Genomic DNA, 23,615 nt, shown 5'->3' with positions numbered 1-23,615 from the left:
TCTATTTATGCAACAAAGCCAAGCGGCAGCAATACAGCCCGCCAGGTACAGCGATAAGTGCACAAGAAAGCGGAACTGTCGCTTCGCTTGTAGCACCTACCTTATGCTTCTACAGGCTATCCCAGAGCTGCACTCCTCTGAGCGAAGCCAAACCATCAGACAGGGTTATTTGCCGTCATCTTACGGCCTCGGCATAACTTATCTGCGCACAGCGGAGGAAAGTATGGCCAGACGGGACAACAGGCCAAAACCGGGGAGACGACCTGTTCGATCAGCGGCTGAAAGCAGTGATGCAAACATTGCAGGAGATGGGGCAAAATCAGGGCAGTGGTAATACCTCTTCACAGCAGAGTGCCTTCAGCAGCCAGGAGAGAAGTAACAAGACGATGCTGGATCTGGGCAAGCAGCAGCTCAACAACCTCTTCAACCCCTATACCAACGATGACCAGCTATCGGATATGCCCCCTTCAGTCAGTCGCGATGTCGGCAGGTGGCGGACAACTATCCACAATCCTTCGGCAGCCTGAGCAGCTCCTCCATGCCCCGCTCCGGCACAGGCGCCAGCAATGTGGCCAACATCATGCTCCCAAAGCCTCTTTCGACGCTCTCGTGCAGGACGAATCTATCGCAGTGAAAGCTGATGAATCCTTTGATGGTGACGATCAGTCATAGACTCAGAAGCCGCTGTTTACTCATCGAAGATGACGCCAGTCCACAGAATGCCGTGCTGGTAGATAATGAAGCGGACGGCATCCGCACCAAAGGCGATGCCGGATCGACAACGTGCAGCACCCATGTCGGTGAGAATGCCGCGGCCATGAAAAGGCAACGCCACCAATGGCAAACACCCACTAGTGCTGGGCGATTGAGACGCGGTCAAGGTGCACGCCAACAACGTCAGAACTACAAGCGTCAAGGAACTGTAGGTACTGCCGCAGTCAGCAGTGCTGAAAATTTTCTGATCTTTCCATCATTTCTACGCAACCGGATAGCTTACTGCGTCACTAAGACTCTGTAGACGTCCGGTTAATGGCGTTTGATGACACCAAACACGTTCTAACAAAATATGCCACAAGGGCATGGGCATCAAAATTCAACTGATGGTACTGAACATGAGTACGAGAATCCCTGGTAGTTCCAGTCACGAAATCCATGGTATTCAAAACAGCAATCAGCATCAGAATCCAGCCACACTGCGTCAGGGTAGTAGCAGCGGCTCTCAGGGAATGACCATCAGTCTGGCCCATGAGGGCAGTCAGGCCACGCAACCCTCACAACTGCATCAGCAAACCGAAACACCCGACGGCCAGCCCGTTGGTAAACATAAGCACAAGAAACCCGGCTTTCTGAAAGGCAAGTTTGGCTTTGGCAAGAAAAGCGAGTCGAGCAGCGCCTCTCAGCAGACACAGCAACGGAATACGACAGCCGGGCAGCACAGACCAAGCTCGTCTTTCACCTCTAAAATGATGCATTGCATGGGCTTTGGTCATACTGCAGCTAAGCAGCAGGGCGAGTCATCCACCAGCACATCGTCACATCCATACCCCGCTGACTCACTTCTGGCGCGGATGCGGGAAGAAGATCAAGTAGGCTATGAGTACGTTTCAGACGTCATGAAGGCGCAGCAGGCAGCGCAATGGAAAACGACCAGAAACCGCGTACTGACCTCGCTCAATACCACTTCTGACAGCCATTCCACCGCAAGCCAGCAAAACACTGAGACACGCACTGAAGAGCCGGAAGATCGGGATGTACAACAGGCGCTGGATGCGATGCGCGCTCGGGGTGCATCCGCCTTCGCCACTCAGGATGTATTTCATCTACCAGACGACAGTGCTTCTGAATCCGACTCCGACGTTGAGGATCAGGAGGTCCAGCAAGCGCTGGATGCTATGCGCGCCCGGGGTGCTTCAGCCTTTGCCACAGCAGACGTATTCCAGATACCTGAGGATTTAGTTCCGCCCGAGACCTCAGCCCCTGAGACCGAGCCCCTCTCAGAGGACGATGCAAAGGCTTCTATGCAGGACCAGAATGACATCGGTAACTTGTACACCATTCCCGAAGGGGACAATGAAGGGATAGAAGAAGATGACATGTCATCCAGACAAGAGTCATTTCATTCCGCCGCTTCAACATTGGGTGAGTCGGACTCGTTCAGAAGTACCAGCAGCCACTTTTCCGAGAGAGATCAAGACGAAGCAGAATCCACTGTGTTTAGTCGTCGTCCGGGTAAAGAACCGATGTCCTCTGCGATCTTGCAGCCTATCCAGTTTCGGCAAAATCTGCACAATCTGGAGCGAGGTGAGAGCTCCCAGGTAGCTGGTGGCACCCCACCCAACACCCCACCCAGCCACTCGCCCTCGTTCAGTCATCCTTTTTCTCCCGCTCACTCCAGCGCTGGTGACGTCATACAACCTCCGCAGTTACAGCTCAACAACGGCAAGCTTTCCATCGACAAGGAATCCTCCCCTCATCTGGCCACCATGCTGCAGCAGACCATAGGTCGCCCGTTTCAGAGCTATGCTGCCCATGAAAGCCGCAATCAGGGCCACGACCAGCTGCTTTTGGACAAACAGGGTAAAGTGTTTCAACTCAGCACCAATCCCCATTCTGGTTTTATCGCGCTGCATAGCTCGACACCGCTTACCAAACCACCCACAACACTGCGGGATGAAATAGGGCAACCTATCCCCGACCCAGGCAGGACGTCGAGATTGTTCCCTGGCATTCAGGAAAACCATGGGATACGCCAAACAGCCCCCACTGCCCAACCGCAGTCATTGTTTGCTCAGCTTAGCGAAACCGGCCATGCCCCCGCAGACACCAACATTCTCGCCCAGGCAACCGGCATTCATGCAGATGCCAACGGCAACCACTGGCGCATACACGAAGGTGAGCTGCATAAGCTGACAGGGCTGGATATCTGGAAAGAGGACCAGAGTGGAGTGACGACGCTCAACACCGGTGCGGATCAGGGTGTCTACGGAATCAAGGACGGCAACAAGCTGATTGAACTCGCCTCCGGGCAAAGCAGCTTTGTTACCGAAAGTCCGATCAGCTCTTTCAGCGTCAACCAGCAGGGTGAAGCCGCCCTGCTAACCCAGGGTACTACCGGTCTATCCACCAACGATGTTCCGGCAACCCTCTGCCTGCTCCCTTCGTTGTCTGAAAATATCGAATCTGCACGAGACTTCCAGCCGCGTTATGCCACAGGCAGCGACATCGTCGGTCTGCAGGACACCGACGCCGCACAGTTAACCAGCGTGGGACTCCATGGCAAGGAGCTATTCGCGGTCGACCAGGAAAATCGCCTGTTGAAAGCAACCGTGCCGGAGCACGACCAGAACGAGCTGCGATTTACCATTGTGCCCCAGCATGAGTTACAGAACGCCTTTGGCAAAGATGCCAAGTTTGAAGGATTTACCCACTCAGCGACGGGCGAACTGCACCTGTTAGTCAAAGATCACAGTAATCAGCGCCACGCCTGTCCACTCAACGAATCCGGCAAGACCTTCAAACCCGGCTGGAACCTGTCTGATGTCCTGCATATCGACAACACTCTTGGTCTGAACAAGACTGAGCCCGGTCTGCTGGAGGCGCAGTTACGCACTCAGGAACAAGACTTTGGCAAGAACGGTACACTTGCCACTTACGAAGGCGCGCTCTACTTCAAGGACAAGCTCACCCAGGAGTGGACCAAGGGAGCAGACAACATTGAAGACTTGCAGCGTGGTCTTGATGGTCAGCCCTATGCCCTGCAAAGCGGTAAGCTGAAAAAGATCACTATTGATGAAAACAGCAGCAGTATCAGCTTCGGCTCCGACAATGTGTTTTCTCTGACCAAGACTCGTGGTCAACCTGCCCTTGGCAGTGGCCCCAAGGGCGCCCCCGACGGCAATATCAAGACAGCAGCAGTGCTCAACAGTTATCAGGCTGTCACCCTGACTCATGCCGGTGAGTTCAAGTTCAGTTCGGTTCGCCCCAATACCAGCCGCGCCATGCACCCCGATGTGCCCATCCGCCAGAACGGTTTGCAGGGTGAAATAACGCACCTGCAGGTGGATAAGGACCACACCCTGTTTGCGCTGACTGACGAAGGAAAGCTGTTTCGTCTGCCAGCAGAAGCCTGGATGACGCCCAAAAGCAGCAAACTCAACAGCGAATGGCATGAAGTCCGGCACCGTGAGCTGCCCGAAGAACTGCACGGCGCCAGGCTGTCCATGAGTGAGCAGCATGAATTACAGCTGATCACCGCGGACGGACAAAAGCTGCGTCATAGTGCCGAAGGGTGGCATCGTCAGCCGCCACAACCTGCGGCGGAAGGGACAACCGGTCGTGACAAGTTGTTCGATAACCTTGCCCTGGCCACCAAAGGTATGAAGCTGGGGATGGCGGGCGCCAACTACGTGGTCACCGCGCAGGTCGGTGGTGTTCTGGGTATGGAAACCAACAAGATCAGCAGCAAGTTCACTGATCGGCTCAAAGCCCACGTATTCAAACCCAGTCTGGAAATACCGCGCCCCATTAAAACGGCTGGCAACTATATGCAGCATCAATGGCAGGGCCGAGAAGGTCTGAAGCCGCTATATGAACAGGAGCATGCCCTGTTCAAGGAACTGGAGGCCAACAACACCCTGCTGAAATCGGGCCTTGCACCGGATCGTGACAAGATGGATATCAAAACCCGCCTTGAGCGCCTGGACCTCGGGGAAGCAGGTCAGCAGCTAAAAGACGAACTAGAGTCGCTACGTAATGAGCTGGAGCTAAGTGCCGAGCGTCAGCTGATCAAGCTGGGTAAACATCAGGGCGTACTGGACGCGGGGGGTGAGCTGAAGCTGGACTACAAGCCGTCCAAACTGAAAGACTTCAAGCAGAGCTTTAACCCCAATCGCTCCGGCCACTCCCTGAGTGCGGAAGTGCTTAACACCTGGAAGCACGCGCCCGCCTCAGCCGACAGCAATGTCGGGCATCTGCTGAAAGCCTTTACCGATCTCAACGTCAATATGAGCCATCAGAAGACCGAGATCATGATGGGCCGCCAGCGTGATCCCAGTGACAAGATGGCACTGGTGAAGTCCCGTCTGGTGCTGGACACCCTGATACTGCAGAAGCTCGACAAGCTGATCGATAAAGCCGAGGTATTGTCAGGCAGGCAACCCGATGCCGATCAGCTGAGCATGCTGCGCCATGACCTGAACCAGCTGCGCGATGACCAGTATGAGAAGAATCAGGTCAAGCATCTCACTGACCGCGGCATGCTCAGTCATAAAGATGTGGAAGGCATGTATGACTCCGCCAAAGTCATGATCAGTGCCTTCAGTCAGGAGGATCACGGCATCAACCTGATTGCCCGTGCCGTCACCCAGACCAGGGATCAGCAGCAGCTAAATCAGGAAATGAAAAGCATGCTGCATTCCCTCAAACCTCTGGATGACGTGATCTTCACCCGCAGCTACAACGCCAGCGCATCGGCCAGTGTGATTCCCCACTCTCTGCAGGGTAAAGCCGTTGACATCTTCCCCGGGGCCGGTGCCGAGCAGAAACGCAACTACAATCTTGAGTTCTATGGGCTGGAAGACGGGGTTGAAGTGACTATCAGCCGAAACCTCGGGCCAAGCATTCAGGGCAATATCGGTATCAGCAAGAACGCGCTACCTGCCATGACCGGCCAGGACAGTAATAGCAAGCCGGTGAATGTTAACGACCACCATATGACCTTCAAGCCTGACGTCGTCGCAGGTGCTGGCCTGACCATCAGCGGCGGCCAGGTTCAGCACAACGAATTCATCTTTAACGTGCGTGGTAAGGACATTGATTCCTTTGTCGATGGTCTGACCAGCGGCAAGATTACCCCCGATGAGCTGTTCAACAAGGGCATGGAACACGTCACTATGCACGGCACCAAGACCAACTTCAGTATTGATCTTGGCTTGAACTTCACCGCCCGCGCCCGGCTGGATCTCACCGATAAAGACGGTAATCCCACCGTGGGTGCGCGTCTGGGGGGCGGCCTGACAGGCGGACTCAATCTGGTCTCCATCAACAAAGACGAGCTGATGTATGAAGGACTGGACAAAGCCAAGCATCGCACCAACGACAAAAGCGGTGTGCTCAATACAGCTAACGCCGGGTTTGACCTTGCCGCGACCCTGGGTTTTGTAAAGGGTTTCACCACTGGCCACAGCACAACCACGTCCACCCACCCGGACACCGGGGAAACCACCACAACCACTGAGGCTAAGCAGACGACGCTATCGTCCTTTGCCAACCTGCGTACCGCTGCCACGGTGGCGGTAGACAACGCGGTCAAGGTGCGTGGTGAGATGCAGTCGAAAAAGGCCGATGCCGTCACCTCTGGCACCATGGACAAGCTGTTCAGCGGTCTGGCCAGTGCATTTAAAGATGCTGCCAGTCAGGAAGTCGTGAAGGTCGCCAGGGAAATGACTGATATCAAGCAGCAGTTGCAGCTGCTGAAGAACCACTTTGTCGAGTCGGGTGTGGTTACCCATACCAATGACGAGCAGTACGCGGCGCTCAACAGCATAGGCGCAACTGAAATTCAGCATGAAGCCGCCACCAACAAGACCGATGTAATGTCCGTGGCCAAGGCCGTGGTGGCTCACTATAACACCCGGCATCTGGACCATGGCGGTGTGCTCAATATGCTGACAGCGGCGGTTGCGCCATCACGCAAGGATGCGCTGGCCAGTCAGGTCAGCCAGATGATGAAAGATGATCCCGCCTTTGCTGGCGTGCTGAATGACATCCGCAATCGCCCCAACTGCTACACTTGGGTCACTCTGGAGCTGAAGGACGAGCCACGGATGAAGCTGGAGGCAGACTTTGTCAAAGGCAAAGCCGGTCTGGATCAGGTTAAACAGGCGCTGGAAAACCCAGAGAGCCGTCGCATCAAATCCATCACTATTTTTGAAACCGGACAGCACAAGGAAGGCTTCACCACACCGACTCTGTTCGTCGGCGGAGCCAGTAATGCCAACGTCTACATGGAGCGTGCCGCTGGCACCATCAACTTCAAGTACGGAGCCGATCAGGATATCCCCCGCAGCTACACCCTGGCAGGTCAGGTCACCACCCCCGACACCGAGCTGGTGACGGCTATGAGCAGCTTAAAGAAAGAGGGTCTGGAGGTACGCAAACACTGATAGCGCCTTCACCAGCACTGACGCGAGCAGACAACACGCAGGTGTGAGCAGAAAAATACAGGTGTGAGCAGAAAACAGGTGTGAGCAGAGTGCCCGAACAGCAGTGGCTTAGTAAAAACCACTGCTGTTCCCTGCGGCACTTGCTGTCTTAGCCAGGCATATTCATCTTGACCAGCATCCGCTTCACTTCCGCTAACAGCTCCCGCTCCGTCGGTCGCGCGGCCAGTAAATCAAGACGTGCGTACAAGTCCTGCTTAAACTCAGGCACGGCATCTGCAACAGCACTAACAGCACGTTTGATACCATCTACCTTTTCCTGGGCCTCGGTTTTCTGTTTACCCAGCTTCTTTGCATTGAGTGCGGAAAGGTCCATCTCTGCCAGCTCATCAATCAACTTGATGGCCTTGGTCCACAGCATGTCATCCTTTGGTTGCAAACCGTCATCAAGATGATTGAGCTTCCCAGCGTCAGGCTTGTCAAACAGAGGTCCGTGGGTGATCACGGCTGGGCTCAGAAATGAACCGATACCGTGCTGCTCTTTGAGGCTGTCGAGCTTTGCCACCAATCCATGAAATGCCCCTTCAACCGATGTCAGCGTTTCTGGAGTAGCTTTGGCTGTCATGAGCTTACGCAATGTCTGAGTAAAGTCGTCCTTTAATGCATTACGCTGCTGTTGATACACCTGTTTAAGGCTATCGCCATGATCCCATTTCTCTGGAGGTTGCCCAAGCGCATCAACCATGTTCTCCAACTGATGCGTCAAACGCGTCAAACGGAACTGCCGGGCAGACGTTCCCCACGCGCCGTCGTCGAACGAGCCTATAGAGCGGATAAGTGACTCACCATGCTTCATCACGGTGTCTTTGTCATATACCAGTTTCAGATTGGCGAAAGGGGTTGTGGCACCCAGCGACGCGTTGATAGCTCGGGTTCGGGCGGGAATGACCAGTGGGCTGCCTTTCTTTGCCTCATGGCTATGGGAGATATTCAGCTCTTTCAGACGGAAGTTTTTCAGGTCTTTTGCTGCCGCTTTCATGGCCTCTAGTCGACTTGCACCACCTTGGGGCGTATCTGCATTTATTCGCTCCAGCACATCCGGCTTCAACTCCATACTGACAGACACAGGTTTATTGCTGTTGATCCACGTATTTCCCTGCTGATGAGTAATCTGCTTAAGCGCTTGCTTGAGACCGGGAATCTGTTTTTGCAGCTCGCCGTATTTGTCGATCCTTTTCAGCAATTTGCTGGTGCGATTGACAGACAGCTGCACATCAATGTTAACAGGCTCCCCCCTGCTGTCGGAGGTCAATGTCACCGTCTTTGCGGTGGGAGAAAGTCGGTCAAACCCCTTACCCAGAATAACGCCAGGCAACAAGCTTGGTATCCCCATCCTGCCCGTCAGGCCAGGAGCACTTTCATTGTCCGGCCCGCTGCCCAACATCATGTCACCGGGTAAAGGCACTTTCAGATAGTCACTTTCTAATACGCCGACACCGATCAGGTTGCCCCGTACACTTTGCAGACCAAACCCTTGCTGCATGTTGCTTCTGCTTGTCTGCCCGGTACTACTGGTGGAGGTAGACTGCGCTGACTTGCTTCCAAAATCTAACGCCAACTCTGGCACTATCGCTCCCAGTATTTTTCCCGTTGTGCCAGGTATTTTCGGTGCATCCAAAGCTCCCCACCCTGGCTGATCCGTTCCTCCCGCCCCGACCAATACGTTTGCAACCCCTACGTTCCAATTGCGTCCCTTGCCGTGCACGGAGTCCACCTCCTCAGACTGACGCATCAAATCAAACAGGTCTGCATGGCCTGTCATCACATCACGAATAACACGCCCGATATTACCTTGACCATCATCCTTGATCGTGAAGGCGATACTGTCATTAACGGTGTCTGTCTTCTTGCCTTTAACAGCAATCTCCCAGCCACCAAACGCCCATGTAGCTCCATGCTTTTCAGGCATCAGTTGCGGTAACCCCACCGCCCCCAAGCCCGTTCTTAAACCTGCCTGCATGTAACTACCACGTGAACTATTCATCTCCACACGGATACCGTCGTCCGTCTTGGCAATACTCATTCCTGCGCCTTTCAGCTTGCCAACATCCAGAATAGGAATCAGCCAGGTAACGGCCACACCTCCCGTCATCTTGGCCCAGGCACCGGACAATACCACCCTGAAGTTTTCAGTGTTAAAACCATTGTCACTGGATTTGCCCATGCTAATGCTGTCACCCGGCTTCATGGTGTGAGCAAGGCGACCAAACAACTCTGCAGCCTCAGCCATACTCGGCTGACGCTCCAGCTTCCACCCCATGGCAGGCGCATAGTTTTTGATCATGCGTGGCAACATGTCACCTTCCTGACGCAGAATGGTCTGCATGGCATCAAAGCCCTTAGCGGCATTGCCAAAAGGATCCGTTTCCGCTATCCCCGACCTGGCAACCAGATTGGGCAACGCCTGATTTCTGATACTCTGCGCCTCAGCCAGGGCATCCTCCATGGGCACCCCCTGATTCAGGGTCTTGTGTGCAAGCTCTGCCATCACCGCATGATCCACCACCAGGCTTGACAACGCTGCACGGTAACGGGATGCATCCATCGGCACATGGGTACCCTGCTCCAGCAGCGTATTCAATTGCTGTACAACCTCATCACTACTGCCATAAAGCATTTCTCTGACCCCCTTGATGCGCTCCAGAACGTTATCGGTCGAAGCAGCACCTTTGGGCATGCGCAGTTCTTTCTGTAATTTCGGGTCACTTCTATCTTTCGTGATCTGCTCAAGTAACTGCTTGCAACGAGACGTAGCTGCACTGCCCAGGCCGTCATCCAATAATCGAGCAAACTGAGCGATACCTTCATCACTGCCGATGGCGTTGCGATCCACTGAACGAAGGTTCTCCGGTGCCAGGAGCTTAAAGAACGACGCAACCTGGGCGTCATATCGCGCCATCGGGTGTTGCTGCTGTTTGCTGTAATCGAAGTGCTTAAGGTCCTTGTACAGCTTAGGAATACTCTTGGCGACACGGCTCAGGCTTTGTATCGGGTGCTTGAGCGGGTTAGACGACGCAGGACGTGCCGTTGCCACACCGCCCAGAAAGGTGATCAGCTCTGCCTTGTTGTGTATCGGCAATGCCCCATGCAGTCGCCCGAACAAGGATTGATTGACCTCCGTCATCGCGACCTTGTGCCAGCTATTGGATGCCTTTTCAAAACGATGCAATCCTCCGTCCAGATCCTTTGCTCCGACGCTGCCATCCGGAAGCGTATCCAGCCGGGTAAAGTGATGATCTGTGTCTGGCAGTTTCTGCCATTGCCTGCCGTCATCACCTGTAACACCATGCCAAACCGTTCCGCTGGCATCCATCAGCCACAACGCACTGTTGGCATCACAAGCAATGGAACGTGGCTCAGCGGCCATTAATTCCATTGGCAAAGAAACAGGCTGCGTCTGGCTTGCAGCAGGGTTTCCCACATCAGTATCGCGCTGAAATAGCTCACCGCCTCTGTTCAATACGAACAACCGGTCTTTACTGCCTGATACCGCAACGTCCTGAACGTCACCAGGAACGTCCATCTGATGTACTGGAATATCGTCACGAGGTTTGCCACTGCGTTCCAGGGTACAAAGTTGATCATCCATACGTGCATATACCTGCCCATCAGCACCGAGCGATATCTGATCTACACCTGTAAGGCCGGTATGCAAAACCTCGTTGACAGTGGGATCATACCGATGCAGATCACCCTGCTGATTGACGAAATAGAAGAAGCCTTCCGGCCCTGCAATATGACTGACAGGGGGTTTCTGCTGAGCGTTGACACCCACCTCACCCATAACGTTTAAGTTCAGTTTCTGCTGAGCTGAGGAACGTAAATCGGGTGACTTCAGACGCTCGATAAAGTGCTCCCGCACAACATGATCACGCCCCCCTGCACCACTTTGTCTGATGTTCGGGCTGTGCTCCTGCAGCTGCCCATGCGACAGAGGGGATGCCGGACGGGAAGTATCTGCTGTGGTTGGTATCTTTGTGTGCCCCCCCTGATCCGCGACTCGGTTGTTTTTGCTCCCAAACCATCGCTCCTTGATACCTTTAAGGCTGGTTGCTCTGTGTTTGTGCTTCTTGGGCGACTCTCCTGCTGTATCAGCTTGTCGCTGCTGCACGTCTATTCTGCTCTGACTAGATTGCCCCTCTCTGCTTAATGAGGTCGTACCACGCTGCTGTGCGGGCGCACTCTTCTGCAGATAGTCAGCATTCTTCTGATCAAGGGGCTGAGTTACGGCATGGATACTATCGGTATTGTTATTGGCTGAAGCTTGCATGAATGTCTTCCTGATTTATCTACATACGCGGGGCCATCTAGCAGAGGTCTGTTTCTTAATCGTTATAGGTGAAAATTAAGCGACTTTAGTTCGCCCAAAAAAATACAAAAAGTGAAAGAAACAGGATGGAAGAGCTTGAATGGTGGAGCAGCACAAACCGATAGAGCGGCACAGGAAAACGCCGAGCAGGTCCAGGTTGATGGCGCCCTGGAAAGCGAAGACAGCCATGCACTGCTGCAAGTCCCCATAACCGCCGTATTGGCAGTATCGAAGGAGGCGTCGCACATGATCGTCTTCCCCTCACTACAGCGTTGCATGAGCTGAAGAAGGAGGAGCTGGAAATGCGCGGTTAACCGCAGCCGGAACCCAATACGTCCAGTCGCCACTCAGCTGCGACTGGGATGTAAACCCTGTGGACCTTGGCAGTATTGACAACTGGCAAACCACACTGACGCACCTTAGGGTGCAGATCATGGATGTCCGCTCTTTTGCTCACCCTAGGGGCACTTACCCCAACCGGGGTGAATGCCCGTCGCTTCTGCAGAGACTCAGCACCTTGTTGTAACCGATTTGCCGCCGCTGTGAGGCAGCTACCGCAGTATCAGCACAGCAATCTGGTTACCTGTCGGGTCTTAACATCACTAAAAGAAACTGAGCAAGACAATAACGATGAGCTTCAAACGCAAGATAACGCTTATTCTCTTCTTCGTAGGTGTGATTCCATGCCTGCTGCTGACCGGCATTGCCAGCTGGTATTCCGCCCATGCCCTGCAACAGCAAACGTTCCAGCAGTTAACCTCGATAAGAGCCAGCAAAGCAGCCGCCGCACAGGACTACCTGCAGGCACTGGTGGCCAATATGTTGCTGCTTGCAGACAGTTACGAAGTGCAGGAGGAATATCCCCTGCTCGACAAAGCCTATCAGGCTGCAACCCCCACAGCCGATGAGCTGAGCGCATCGCAGAACGCATTGAAGCAGTTCTACTCAACCCAGTTTCTGCACCTCTGGCAGCAGCACAATCCGCATGTCAGCCAGCAGGCCGTCGATACTCTCTTCAGCAAGTTGTCGCCGACGACCTCCTGGCTGCAGTTCAACTACATCGCCAGCAATCCCAACCCGGTGGGCGAGAAAAACAAGTTGCTCACCGCCGCTGGCCAGTCCGACTACAACCAGATTCACCAGCTGATCCACCCCTACCTGTCGAGCGCTCAGCAACGCCTTGGCTTCTACGACATTTTCCTGATCAGCCCTCAGGGTGATGTGGTCTACACCGTCTTCAAAGAGATCGACTTCGCCACGTCGCTGGTGTCTGGCCCCTATGCCCAGTCTGGCCTCGCTGAGGCCTTTCATCAGGCGATGACTATGAGCAAGGGCCAGTACGCGGTGACTGACTTTGCGCTCTACACCCCGTCCTATGACGAACCGGCAGGCTTTATGGCAACGCCGATTATTGATGCGCAGGGTAAAAAGCTCGGCGTGCTGGCCGTGCAGTTTCCCATGGATCAGCTCAACGCCATCATGACCGAGCGTCAGGGGTTAGGCGTAAGCGGAGAAACCTATCTGGTCGGTCCCGATCATCTGATGCGCTCCGATGCCTATCTGGATCAGCAATATCACAGCGTCAGCGGTTCGTTCCTCAACCCTGACAAAGGCAGCGTGAACACCCGTGCTGCGGACAACGCCCTGCAGGGTCAGAGCGGTACGGAGATCATCCGCGACTACAACGGCAACCCGGTGCTGTCTGCCTATGCCCCCTTCTCTTTCGCAGGTTTGCGCTGGGCTATCGTTGCCGAGATCGACAAGGCAGAAGCGCTGGCCAGCCGCGACACCCTGATCAAACTCTGTGCGCTGGTACTGCTCCTCGCCATTGTCGCCATATCACTGGCTGCCATTGGCGCCTCACGCATGATACTGACGCCGCTCGGCACCGAGCCGAAAGTCATGCGCGCCATTGCCAACCGCATTGCCGATAATGATCTGTCCGTTCACTTCAGCGGTGCCCGGCCCACCAGTGTGTACGGTGCCATGGCACGCATGGCTGACAATCTCAAACTGATCGTCTGTGAGATCAGCAAGGCGGCAACCACTCAGGCGGCGACGGCTCAGGAACTGGCCTCCATTTCTGAGCAGACCACCGTAACCATGCATGAGCAGCATGCTAACACCAGCCAGATCGCCACAGCTGTGCAGCAGCTGACCGCGACAGCCGGGCAGGTCTCCACCGATATTCAGCGGGTGGCCTCCACCGCCTCATTAACCAGTAAACAGGTGGCCCGCAGTGTCGCCGAGGTCAGCCAGTCCGCTGCGGTACTGCACGAAGTAGCAGACGTGATGCAAAAGTCCGGTGAGAAAGTCGATATCCTCACCTCGCGGGTCAACGATATCTCCACGGTGGTGGTCAGTATTCAGAGTATTTCCGACCAAACCAATCTGCTGGCCCTCAATGCTGCTATCGAGGCTGCACGAGCGGGCGACAGCGGCCGGGGCTTTGCGGTGGTGGCTGATGAAGTACGCTCGCTGGCACAAAATACCCAGCGCCAGACTGAGCACATCACGACCATCATTACCGCATTACAACAGGGTGCACAGGAGGCACAGGCCGAAATGCAGGCCAGCGTGCGCAACACCGAACAGCTCTCAACTCAGGCCAGTCAGACGGCCGCTCAACTGCGTGAATCCATGACGCTGGTGGAGCAGGTCAACACCATGACCCTGCAGATTGCCACGGCTTCCGAACAGCAGGCGCAGGTCGCACAGGAAATCAGCCAGAATCTGGAATCCCTCAGCGCCAGCTCTCTGCAGACGGAACAGGCGGTTGCGGAGATTGCCCGCTCCAGTGAACAGGTATCTCACCTGAGCACCAACCTTGATACCTTAATCAGCCGCTTTAAGGTCTGATAGCACTTGGAACCTGCTCACGATCTCGCGAGTTAGCAGCCTGTTGGAGTTCGCAGAGATAACTGCGAGCACTGCGTTGTAGTGGCAGTGGTCGCAGTCAAATTAGCCCTTTTTCAGGGCGTAGAGCAGATCAGATTGCGCTATTTCTTCCCCATGAACGTGCTCATGCCGCTGCACCTTCAGCCGTCAACAGACCAGCCCGCGCTACTTCTCCAACCGCTGCCTTGAGCCATTCGAAGTGGGTTTCGATCCAGGCGCGGATCGTCAGGCTCAAGCCATAGCCTGCTTGGCGGGCGGTAAGACCTTCAATCGTACTATGTCGACCTCCGGTGTTCTGCGCTACATGGAGTGTCACGCCGAGCATACAACTGGCTGCCACGAAGCCTGTCGTATTACAGGCCGTGTCCACCACTAAAGTGCGCCAGCGGTAGCCCCCCAGTGTGCGGAGCTTCACCAGTGCGGCTTCGCGTTCGCGCCGAGTCGCACAGACATAATCAGCCCACCAATGCGAAAGTCCGCATGTTTCTTAACATTAAAATGTCATTTTGGTTTATTTTTGGATTAAATATCCTGTTATTGACATTAATGTCAATTTCATGAGAAAACCTCTCTACACCCACTTTACAGCGAAAGACAAGTAGGTCTGGTTTAGATGACGCCACCAAAAACAGTACCGTTGCAGGAACAGGCAGGCCGTTCAGCCCGCACGCGTAAGCGCATTCACGATGCCGCTCGACGTGCGTTTTCCGAGCGAGGTACAGCAGCCCAGATTGATGATGTGGTGCTTATTGCAGGCATCTCTCGCGGTACCTTTTACAACTACTTTCACACTATCGACGAGCTCTTTCAGCATGTCGCGGCTGAGATGGCGCGAGACATGGGTGAGCGCGTTCACTCTCGCCTTTCCGGCCATGATGATGCCGCTGTGCGTATATCAAATGGTGTCCGCCATTTCTGCTTACGTGCTCATCAGGAGCGCGATTGGGGGTTATTCCTCGCCCACTTCGGACTGTGTACAGAGACATTACAACTGGCCATCCGTGAAACAGCGCTGCTGGATATCGAAAGTGGCATCGCTGCCGGTCGTTTCAATCTGCGGCAAGATCAGGCTATGGGGGCGCTGGCACTGCTGTCAGGGGCAACACTGGCTGCAATGAAACTAATCACATCAGGCGTTGAAACGCCGCTACGTGCTGGCGAAAACGTCTCCGAATTGACACTCCGCGCGCTGGGCCTGAGTGCTGACGAGGCAGCCATACTGGCCTGTAGTCCCCTTATTCCGCTGGAGGATTGAGGAACCGAGTTACTGCGTAGCGTCCTACGCAAACAAGCGGTAGGCAGGAGCCATTCTCTGGCCTACCCCAACCTGACCACTCCATGGAGGAGTCTCAAGATGAGCATCGAGTCTGCGGTACAAACAACAACAATCGAAGTACCCGTATTGATCATCGGAGGCGGCGGCGCGGGCCTTACCTGCTCGATGCTGTTGGCACAACTTGGCATTGAGAGCTTGTTGGTAAGCGCCTTACCAACCACCTCGACTCTTCCCAAAGCCCATGTGCTGAACCAACGCACCATGGAGATTCTAGACGATGTCGGTATCGCCGAATCGATCTATGCCAAGAGTACACCTGCCGAGAACATGGCAGCGATGGGCTGGTATGGTGGCTTTGCAGGGGCTGATCCCGATTACGGTCGTCTGATTGCCAAACTTGAGACCTGGGGAGCAGGCTACACCAGCGCGAACTGGGTACAAGCAAGCCCTTGCCGCAGCGCTAATCTCCCTCAAATTCGCCTTGAGCCCATAATGAAAGCGCGCGCCGAAGAGCTTAGTCCAGGGGCTGTTCGCTTCCACCATGAGATGGTCAAGTTGGAGCAGGACAGCGATGGCGTCACTGCCTGGATCAAGAACCATGACGATGGCACAGAATACCGTGTACGTGCCCGCTATGTGCTGGGCTGTGACGGGGGACGCTCGGTTCCCCGGATGCTCGGCATCGCTTATGACGGTCTGGGCGTTGTTGCGCAGATCGCCACAGCCCATGTGACAGCCGACCTCTCAAAGTTAGCCAAAGACCCGGATGTGCTGATTCGCTGGATCTGGTGCCCCGGCATTGGTGAAATGGCTGTGCTCGTTCCTATGGGACCGGACCACTGGGGACCTGACAGTGAGGAATGGGTGTTCCATGTGACTTATCAGGGAGAAGGCCCAAAAAATCTTACCAATGAGCAAATTGAAGCCAATATGCGCCAGGCACTCGGTATCAGTGATGCGCCAATGACAATTCACAAGGTAACCCGCTGGACACTGGAAGGCGTACTCGCCGAAAAATTCCGCTCTGGACGCGTATTTCTGGTTGGAGATGCAGCACACCGTCATCCTCCTACCGGGGGGCTTGGCCTCACCAGCGGTATTCAGGACTCGCAAAATATTTGCTGGAAACTCGCTGCCGTACTTAAGGGGCAGGCCGATGAGAGCTTACTTAATACCTACGAGGCAGAACGTCGCCCGGTGGACGCTCGCAATGTCACACGCTCTCTGGAAAATTCTCGAGCCCATATGGAGGCAGGCCGCGCCTTCGGCTTGATTCCCGGCGCACCTGTCGAACAGAACTGGGCCCAGTTTAAGAGAATCTGGAGTGATAAGCCCGAAGACGCAGAACACCGGCACCGCGCGCTACGCGCCATTCGTCTTCTGAGCATGGAAGCCAACGAGCTGAACGTCGAATATGGCTACAGCTATCGCTCAGCCGCCATCGTGCCAGACGAGTCTCCTGCCCCTAAACCGATTGACGACATTCGCCTTTATGAGCCCAGCACACGCCCAGGTTGCCCACTGCCACATGCCTGGATTGATGATGAATCTGGTAATCGCCAAGCGCTCAAGAACCTCGTCGTACCCGGCCGTTTCCTGTTGATCGCTGGTGAAGACGGCCAGGACTGGTGCTCTGCCGCCAAGACGCTCGCTGCCGTAAACGATCTGCCGGTGGACGTCTTGCGTATTGGCCATATTGATGGTGACTTGTTCGACACCCGCTTAGCTTGGGCTCAATTCCGGGGAATTTCAGCGAAGGGAGCCGTACTGGTGCGGCCTGACAGGGTTGTGTGCTGGCGTAGCACTGACGGATCAAGCAATGCCACAGGTGCACTGGCCGAGGCACTCGGTAAGGTGCTCGGCCGTGCACTCCAGGCAAGTTGATGCAAGCACCGTTGTTAAAGCAGGGGCGGGCAATATCCCCTCCGGCTTAGAACGCGCTCACCATCTGGCGGGCCAGCGCCAAACAAGGCGCAAAGCACTGATGTAGCGCCTTTTACCCGCATAACCAAGGTTAGCAGGCCCAAAAGAACATGCCGAAGTTCTTTGCAACGCAGTCTGGCTGACGCGCAACAGATCGTGAACCTTTACTTGTAACGGAACCAGCTTCACGACTCCTCCCACCCATAATCTGGTCAGGGCCGCCCTGCTGGCTGCCCTGACCAATGTCACTGCCAGCATCGGCGCATGTCCAGCTGGACAGTAAGATTCCCGGAGCATCGTCTTCTGCCATGTATATACGAAAAGGGCAACGTCTACTGCCCTGACCTGTCCGAGCCGGTCGCTGCTGTAATCGAACTTGTCAGCGCACGGTCTGCCCATCAGTAACGTACAACATGGCCGGGATACGGTGTCGTCAGATTCAGGTGCACAGCCTTGGCTTGTATTCACTTGCACACCTCACGAGCAGTACCTCGCCGACCTGCGTATCAGGGCGGTGTCGGCATGATTGAAGTGCTGATCACCCTGCTGGTATTGGCTGCCGGCATGTTCGGTGCCGCAGCACTGCATCTCAGCACCCTGCGCGAATCTCAGCTGGTCAATCAGCGCCTGCATGCATCGGCGCTCGCTGACGATATCGCTGGCCGCCTGCAGATGGATCGTGCCAACGTCAGCAGTTACCTGTTCGACAGCAGCCAGTCAGGGTGCAGCAGTAGCTGCAATAGCGTCCAGATGGCACAGAATACCTGGCGCAGTACGGTGACAGAGCAACTGCCTTCAGGACGGATTCTGCTCAGCAAGGACACCAATGGCCTCTACCTGATACAGGTGCTGTGGGATGAAGAACGCAACGGTGCCACCACTGCCGACTGCGACTTCACCACCAGTAATGCTAATCGCCTGGCTTGCTATCAGCTGGTGGTGCAGCTATGAACTCCGCCTTGCGCTCACCGACAATCCATCGCCAGACAGGGGTCAGCCTGATTGAGCTGATGATCTCTCTGGCTCTGGGTGTGGTACTGGTGCTGGCAGCGACCGATGTGCTGCTCAGCGGCCGCCAGACCTACGCCAGCGTGACCGCCAGCAGTGAGCTGCAGGACACCGCCCGCTATGTGCAAAACATCCTCGGCCAGCAGATTGAACATGCAGGCTATACCGACCAGCCACTCAATGCCCTGAGCAGTGAGTTCAGTGCTGACAGCAGTGCCAGCCCGGCCTGGGAGGCTGGTCAGGTTATCAATGTCAGCACCAATACCAGCATCAGCGGCTCACCGGATGAATTGTATCTGCGGCTGCAGGGTAGCAGCGAAGACACCCTGCTCGACTGCCTCGGCTATTCCCTCTCAAGCAGCGAGACGGTGACCATGCGCTTCTTTGTCGATGCCAGCCGCACGCTTTATTGCCAGACGCAGGGCCACAGCGACGCTGCCCGCAACAGCACACAGCCGCTGGTGGAAGGGGTGGAAAATATGCATCTGCTGTTTGGTGTGGATGCTGATCAGGATCGCAGTATCGAGCAATGGCTGACACCGGCCGAACTGCAGATCGCCCCGCTGCTGTCACCCTATGTCGTGGGTGTACGGGTAGGTCTGGTGATCAGCTCCATCACCGCTGTGTCCCTGAGTGCCAGTGCGCCTGACTTTACCCTGCTGGAATCCACGGTGAGTACCAGCAGCAGCTCCCGTTTGCGACAAGGCTTTGAATCCAGCTACTGGTTACCCAACGTAGCCCTCAGTACTGAAGACTAGAGGTGATCTTATGATGGCAACACTGCCCGCTCCCGACCGCTCCATGGTAAAACAGCGAGGTGCTTCACTGCTGGTCAGTCTGGTACTGATGACGCTGCTAGTGGTGATAGGTCTGAGCAGCTTCAAGCTGGCCAGCTTCAGCCAGAAGCTCGAGGCCAACAAAGAGGACAGCCATCTGGCCCGCATCGTCGCAGAGTCTGCTCTGCGTGAGGCAGAACAGGCTGTCTCCAGTGACGACGCCATAATGACCAGCAAGCTCAACAATGGCGTCTACAAGGTAACAGATAGCGATACCGCCAAGTGGCAGGTCACCACGACTCAAAACCTCTGGCAGGAAGACGGCAAGACCATCACCTATGGCAAGGATGTGGCTGACATCGACAAGCGCCTGAGCACAGCGCCGCTCTACATCATTGAAGAGCTGCCGGAACCGGAACAGTTCAAGGAAGAAAACAGTGCCGTAACCGGCCATGGCCAGCAGGATCGTGCCGAGCAGTACCGGATCACCGCACGAGGTACAGGGCCATCGCAAACGCTGGACCGTTACATCCAGTCTAACTATGTGCGTATCGTGACGCGCTGAGTCCATCGCATGGGTTGAGCGAAACAACGGAGGGTTTCCCACTATGGGAAACAGCAGCTCGCTTTTGCACACAGTGCCTGAAACAAAAAATGGGGTGACCACGGCCACCCCATTTGCTCTGCCTGCAACCTGCTATCAGCTGATATGCCTTACAGCTACGTCTGCGGATAGTTCTACAGCTGCGCCTGCAGATAGTTCTCCAGCCCCATCATATCGATCAGACGCAGTTGCTGTTCGAGCCAGTGGGCATGGTCGTTTTCGGTATCTTCCAGCAAGGGGCGCAGCTGATCGCGGGTCTGGTAGTCGCGCACCTGCTCGCACAGAGCAATAGCGTCTTTCAGGGCAGCGCCCACTTCCTCTTCCAGCAACAGGTCATTACGCAACATGGTAGGAACATCGTGGCCAATACGTATCGGATCACGGGTCGCCAGATCAGGAACACCCTGCAGGAACAGAATACGCTTGATAAGCACGTCGGCATGACCCTTCTCATCATCCATTTCGTGACCAATGCGCTCGAACAGCCTGGTCAGCCCCCAGTCTTCATACATGCGTGAATGGATAAAGTACTGGTCCATCGCACACAGTTCGCTGGCCAGCAGGCGATTCAGGGCAGCAATGACAGCAGGATGACCTTTCATAATGAGTCCTTATCAATTCGGTGAAATACAGCGCGGCGAGCATGGCATCGGCCGCCTGCAGATACAAGCCTGATCAGCCATCTGGCTGCTGTAAGGCACGCCGCTCACACACCGTCCGTAGCATGGTGCTGATGTTTGATACCGTACATGGCCTGATCAGCACGCTGCAACACGACAGCGGAACTGTCATCGCTCACCGAGGCGATGGCAATACCGATGCTGGCACCAATGGCAACGGTTACACCGGACGACAGTTCCATCGGCTCACAGATCCCGGCCACCAGCAGCGTACGCAGCTGTTCCGCCGCCTGCATGCTGCGCATGTCAGGCAGTAACAGGACAAACTCATCACCGCCCAGTCGACCAATCACATCACCCTGCCTGACCAGCAGCTCCAGGCGACGTACCACCTGACAGAGCACTTCATCCCCGGCATCATGGCCATAGGTATCGTTTATGTACTTGAAGCGGTCGAGATCAATCAGCATGACCGCAAACGGCGGCGGCTCTGGTAAGGCAAACTGATTATGGCTTACCTGCCAGTCTCCTACGGCCACCTTGTACTGACTGAACATCCACTGCAGACGATGATCAATGCCACGGCGGTTATAGGTGTTGGTCAGCAAATCCCTCTCGGCCATGGTCAGGGCATGGGCTTCTTTCTGCTTGCGCTCGGTGATCTCTATCAGGATACCCAGCGTCAGCCCGTCACCCAGTGCGTGCAGTACCAGCTGCACCCAGCGATCACTGCCCTGAATCGGGATATCTTCCCGGTGCGACTGGCCTGCCCTGATTTTCTGACGGATGAAATCATCCAGCGGCAGCTGGCTGCCGATACCAATATGGCTGGAGCAGAGCATACGCTCCACTGCCGGATTCAGGGACTCCACTACCCCTTGCTGGTTGAGCACCAGAATGCCAAGTTCAGCGTTCTCGACAATCAACCGGAACTTGCGCTCGCTCAGCGCCTGTTCACGACGAGCATCCTGCTCCGAATTCAGCAACCCCACCAGCTTACCTATGAGGCCGTTGACATCTTCGGCCAGTCGGCCGATTTCGTTGTGTTCGTTGCCTGCTGGCAGCGCCAGTCTCTCGCCATGATCCGCTTCCAGATGGTGCAGTTCATCAGAGATGCGCTTAATCGGCCTGACAATAGACAGCACCACCACCAGTGCGACGATCAGCGACACCACCACAATCTGCAGTTTAAGAAAGTTGGTAATGTAGCCGCTGTAGATACTGGCCTGATAGCGGATAAAGCTTTCATCCGGCACCAGCTCAATGCGCCCTACCATTTGCCGGTCATCAAAGGGCGACGAAACCACCCGGCTGATTGGCTCTGCCCGTGGCCAGCGTTCTCCTGCCTGTAGCTCAGGCAGCGCCGCAATGACCTTGTCATCGCTGAGCACACGAACGGCAGCCACCGGTTTGTTGGTCATCAACCCCCGCGCAATTTCCATAGCTAACGTGGTATCACCGGTAAAGCAGGCAATGCTGACCGTGCTCTGTACAGTGGAAAGAATGTCGTCGAACTGGTCATGGGTGCGCTTTTGCTCATAGCTGAGCAGCAGTGGCGCTCCCAGCCAGGCAAATACAAATGACAGAATGACCCCCAAGCTGAGAATGACGATGGTGGTGCGAATGGCAATACTGCGCCAGGCGTTGCGCAACGCGGATAATTTAAAACTCATAGACGATCCTGAAGCGGGCATCCACCTGCGAACGCTGGACATAGGCAATCATGGTGGGATTGGCCGCCACCTGCTGTAACGCTTGTTCGGCACTGTCCACCTGGCGCGGCGGGCGGGTCTTGCCGGAAAAGATCAGCCGTGCCCAGTAGGCATTGATATCTGCCAGCGGCTTACCGACCAGCAGCTGATAGAACAGCGCCTTTTGTTCAGACTTACCGATATCCAAAGGTATAGCTTCACCACCGCCGGGCAGCTGACGATAGCGGCCCATGAAAATATTAATGAGCTGATAGCGGTCGAGCTGGGTGATGGCCGCCTGAGCACTGACGACCACCACCAGTCCATCCCCCGCAGACTGTTCGACAGCACTGGTTGCCGCTGCCGTGGTAGTCCACAACAGGCAGGCTAACGCGAATGATTTGATCAACATGCTCCAGCCCCCCTCAGAACACAAAATCAAGTGACAGACTGTAGGCATTGCAACGGCGCCGGGACAGACTCGGCTCGGTTTCCAGCAGTACGATCGGGTCTTTTACTTCGAAGTAGTCGGTATCTGCTTTCCATGAACAGCGATCAGGTAGATCCACCAAGATGAGTGTTGTTACCCATACTGAATACGGTGTGCAGCCCTGCAGGTTACCTTCATCACAGGCCACTCCCAGGCCATACACTCCCAGGCCATAGAAGTTGATGGTCTGGTTAGTGCTGTCGAGCACAGCAGCCAAACCAGTAGCGTCTCCCATTGCCGGATGGGCCCGTGCTGACATCCCAGATAGCCGCTGATGAAGGGCTTGTGGCGCATATCAAGTACGGCACCGGGTGCCAGGGTCCACCGTAAAGACCCCGGGTCATCGCGGCCAAGACCCTGTCCGAGCGAACACACCAGGGTGACATCAACACCGTTTACACCTCCGGTCGGATATTGCCGCACATCTCCAGTGCCGGACGAATGGGCGTTTGGCATAGCCGATACCATTGCTGTCGCTGCCCGCCTGCCAATCCAGTAACAGCCGCCTGACAAGGACACTGCTATCCCCCTCAAACTGACACTTGAGAAAAGCCCAGGTGAACCGGGGATTCCTACTGTTGCTGTCGTTGAGTTTGTTGACCAGCGGCAAGGCGGCTGACAGCCTGTCTGTGAGTGGGCCACTGAGCTGTCCGCCCAGACTGGATTCGGCTGACTGGTCAAGTTTGCCGCTTTGGGCACCATGAGGCTGTATCACATCACGGCGATACAAAAGGCCATCCTCATGGTGATAAACACCGCCGAGGGTGCCAGTCCTGCCAGGACTCTGCCTGGCCAGCTAC

At 55.3% G+C, this 23,615-nt stretch carries 15 protein-coding genes and 1 pseudogene; 9 read left to right on the top strand and 7 right to left on the bottom strand.

Going from position 1 to position 23,615, the window contains the following annotated elements; translation table 11 throughout:
- The first annotated feature begins 290 nt into the window (after positions 1–290).
- Positions 291–527 (top strand): hypothetical protein, encoded by a 237-nt coding sequence (locus WH50_RS05445; protein ID WP_133251251.1) that lies wholly within the window; start codon positions 291–293, stop codon positions 525–527.
- Between the two features lie 161 nt (positions 528–688).
- Here WH50_RS05445 and WH50_RS26570 read toward each other — a convergent pair whose 3' ends face one another.
- Positions 689–835 carry a hypothetical protein gene (locus WH50_RS26570; protein ID WP_207780188.1) on the bottom strand — a complete coding sequence of 49 codons (147 nt, stop codon included), beginning with the start codon at positions 833–835 and terminating at the stop codon, positions 689–691.
- Positions 836–1,112: 277 nt separating this feature from the next.
- Between WH50_RS26570 and WH50_RS05440 the strand changes: the two genes are divergently transcribed.
- Positions 1,113–7,163, top strand: a complete 6,051-nt coding sequence (locus tag WH50_RS05440; protein ID WP_165838311.1) for an AvrE-family type 3 secretion system effector — start codon at positions 1,113–1,115, stop codon at positions 7,161–7,163.
- Between the two features lie 148 nt (positions 7,164–7,311).
- Here the strand turns inward: WH50_RS05440 and WH50_RS05435 are convergent, their stop codons facing one another.
- A complete protein-coding gene (locus WH50_RS05435; RefSeq protein WP_110186409.1) occupies positions 7,312–11,490 on the bottom strand; it encodes a hypothetical protein in 4,179 nt (1,392 codons plus the stop codon).
- 135 nt (positions 11,491–11,625) lie between these two features.
- On the opposite strand from WH50_RS05435, the gene WH50_RS05430 reads away from it, so the two are divergent.
- Together WH50_RS05430 and WH50_RS05425 are read left to right on the top strand one after the other, a co-directional pair.
- The gene (locus WH50_RS05430) at positions 11,626–11,814 is read left to right on the top strand and encodes a hypothetical protein (protein WP_110186408.1); all 189 of its coding nucleotides are present in this window, start codon (positions 11,626–11,628) and stop codon (positions 11,812–11,814) included.
- A 345-nt stretch (positions 11,815–12,159) separates the two neighbouring features.
- Complete coding sequence (locus WH50_RS05425) at positions 12,160–14,388, top strand: methyl-accepting chemotaxis protein (protein ID WP_110186407.1); 2,229 nt, start codon at positions 12,160–12,162, stop codon at positions 14,386–14,388.
- 190 nt (positions 14,389–14,578) lie between these two features.
- Here the strand turns inward: WH50_RS05425 and WH50_RS05420 are convergent.
- Positions 14,579–14,860: pseudogene (locus tag WH50_RS05420) on the bottom strand (IS5/IS1182 family transposase); the annotation flags it as partial.
- Positions 14,861–15,040: 180 nt separating this feature from the next.
- On the opposite strand from WH50_RS05420, the gene WH50_RS05415 reads away from it, so the two are divergent.
- The 5 genes from WH50_RS05415 to WH50_RS05390 all read left to right on the top strand — a co-directional run bounded on the left by WH50_RS05415 (position 15,041) and on the right by WH50_RS05390 (position 19,975).
- The gene (locus WH50_RS05415) at positions 15,041–15,682 is read left to right on the top strand and encodes a TetR/AcrR family transcriptional regulator (protein ID WP_110186405.1); all 642 of its coding nucleotides are present in this window, start codon (positions 15,041–15,043) and stop codon (positions 15,680–15,682) included.
- Between the two features lie 99 nt (positions 15,683–15,781).
- Positions 15,782–17,587, top strand: a complete 1,806-nt coding sequence (locus WH50_RS05410) for an FAD-dependent monooxygenase (protein WP_110186404.1) — start codon at positions 15,782–15,784, stop codon at positions 17,585–17,587.
- A 492-nt stretch (positions 17,588–18,079) separates the two neighbouring features.
- Positions 18,080–18,577 (top strand): type IV pilus modification protein PilV, encoded by a 498-nt coding sequence (gene pilV, locus WH50_RS05400; RefSeq protein ID WP_207780187.1) that lies wholly within the window; start codon positions 18,080–18,082, stop codon positions 18,575–18,577.
- A complete protein-coding gene (locus WH50_RS05395) occupies positions 18,574–19,392 on the top strand; it encodes a PilW family protein (protein WP_110186401.1) in 819 nt (272 codons plus the stop codon). The genes pilV and WH50_RS05395 overlap by 4 nt, the downstream gene beginning before the upstream one ends.
- Positions 19,393–19,402: 10 nt before the next feature.
- The gene (locus WH50_RS05390; RefSeq protein ID WP_110186400.1) at positions 19,403–19,975 is read left to right on the top strand and encodes a pilus assembly PilX family protein; all 573 of its coding nucleotides are present in this window, start codon (positions 19,403–19,405) and stop codon (positions 19,973–19,975) included.
- 173 nt (positions 19,976–20,148) lie between these two features.
- Here WH50_RS05390 and bfr read toward each other — a convergent pair whose 3' ends face one another.
- The 4 genes from bfr to WH50_RS05370 form a co-directional block, all read right to left on the bottom strand.
- Positions 20,149–20,616, bottom strand: a complete 468-nt coding sequence (gene bfr, locus WH50_RS05385; RefSeq protein ID WP_110186399.1) for a bacterioferritin — start codon at positions 20,614–20,616, stop codon at positions 20,149–20,151.
- A 104-nt stretch (positions 20,617–20,720) separates the two neighbouring features.
- Positions 20,721–22,307 (bottom strand): diguanylate cyclase domain-containing protein, encoded by a 1,587-nt coding sequence (locus tag WH50_RS05380; protein ID WP_165838310.1) that lies wholly within the window; start codon positions 22,305–22,307, stop codon positions 20,721–20,723.
- On the bottom strand, positions 22,297–22,737 hold the full coding sequence (locus WH50_RS05375) for a type 2 periplasmic-binding domain-containing protein (protein ID WP_110186397.1): 441 nt from the start codon (positions 22,735–22,737) through the stop codon (positions 22,297–22,299). Before WH50_RS05375 ends, WH50_RS05380 begins: the two co-directional genes overlap by 11 nt.
- Positions 22,738–22,750: 13 nt before the next feature.
- Positions 22,751–23,074, bottom strand: a complete 324-nt coding sequence (locus WH50_RS05370; RefSeq protein ID WP_133251248.1) for a hypothetical protein — start codon at positions 23,072–23,074, stop codon at positions 22,751–22,753.
- Positions 23,075–23,615: the final 541 nt, after the last annotated feature.

It is taken from the genome of Pokkaliibacter plantistimulans, from assembly GCF_003194385.1.
GTDB lineage: Bacteria > Pseudomonadota > Gammaproteobacteria > Pseudomonadales > Balneatricaceae > Pokkaliibacter > Pokkaliibacter plantistimulans.
Note: the sequence above shows the minus strand (reverse complement) of the source record. Positions and strands in the feature narration are given on the sequence as shown.

Coding starts and splice junctions, on each gene's coding strand:
- WH50_RS05375 (WP_110186397.1), bottom strand. CDS start 22,737: ATGTTGATCAAATCATTCGCGTTAGCCTGCCTGTTGTGGACTACCACG.
- bfr (WP_110186399.1), bottom strand. CDS start 20,616: ATGAAAGGTCATCCTGCTGTCATTGCTGCCCTGAATCGCCTGCTGGCC.
- WH50_RS05425 (WP_110186407.1), top strand. CDS start 12,160: ATGAGCTTCAAACGCAAGATAACGCTTATTCTCTTCTTCGTAGGTGTG.
- WH50_RS05390 (WP_110186400.1), top strand. CDS start 19,403: ATGATGGCAACACTGCCCGCTCCCGACCGCTCCATGGTAAAACAGCGA.
- WH50_RS05410 (WP_110186404.1), top strand. CDS start 15,782: ATGAGCATCGAGTCTGCGGTACAAACAACAACAATCGAAGTACCCGTA.
- WH50_RS05440 (WP_165838311.1), top strand. CDS start 1,113: ATGAGTACGAGAATCCCTGGTAGTTCCAGTCACGAAATCCATGGTATT.
- WH50_RS05395 (WP_110186401.1), top strand. CDS start 18,574: ATGAACTCCGCCTTGCGCTCACCGACAATCCATCGCCAGACAGGGGTC.
- WH50_RS05415 (WP_110186405.1), top strand. CDS start 15,041: ATGACGCCACCAAAAACAGTACCGTTGCAGGAACAGGCAGGCCGTTCA.
- WH50_RS05435 (WP_110186409.1), bottom strand. CDS start 11,490: ATGCAAGCTTCAGCCAATAACAATACCGATAGTATCCATGCCGTAACT.
- WH50_RS05380 (WP_165838310.1), bottom strand. CDS start 22,307: ATGAGTTTTAAATTATCCGCGTTGCGCAACGCCTGGCGCAGTATTGCC.
- WH50_RS05370 (WP_133251248.1), bottom strand. CDS start 23,074: ATGTCAGCACGGGCCCATCCGGCAATGGGAGACGCTACTGGTTTGGCT.
- WH50_RS05445 (WP_133251251.1), top strand. CDS start 291: ATGCAAACATTGCAGGAGATGGGGCAAAATCAGGGCAGTGGTAATACC.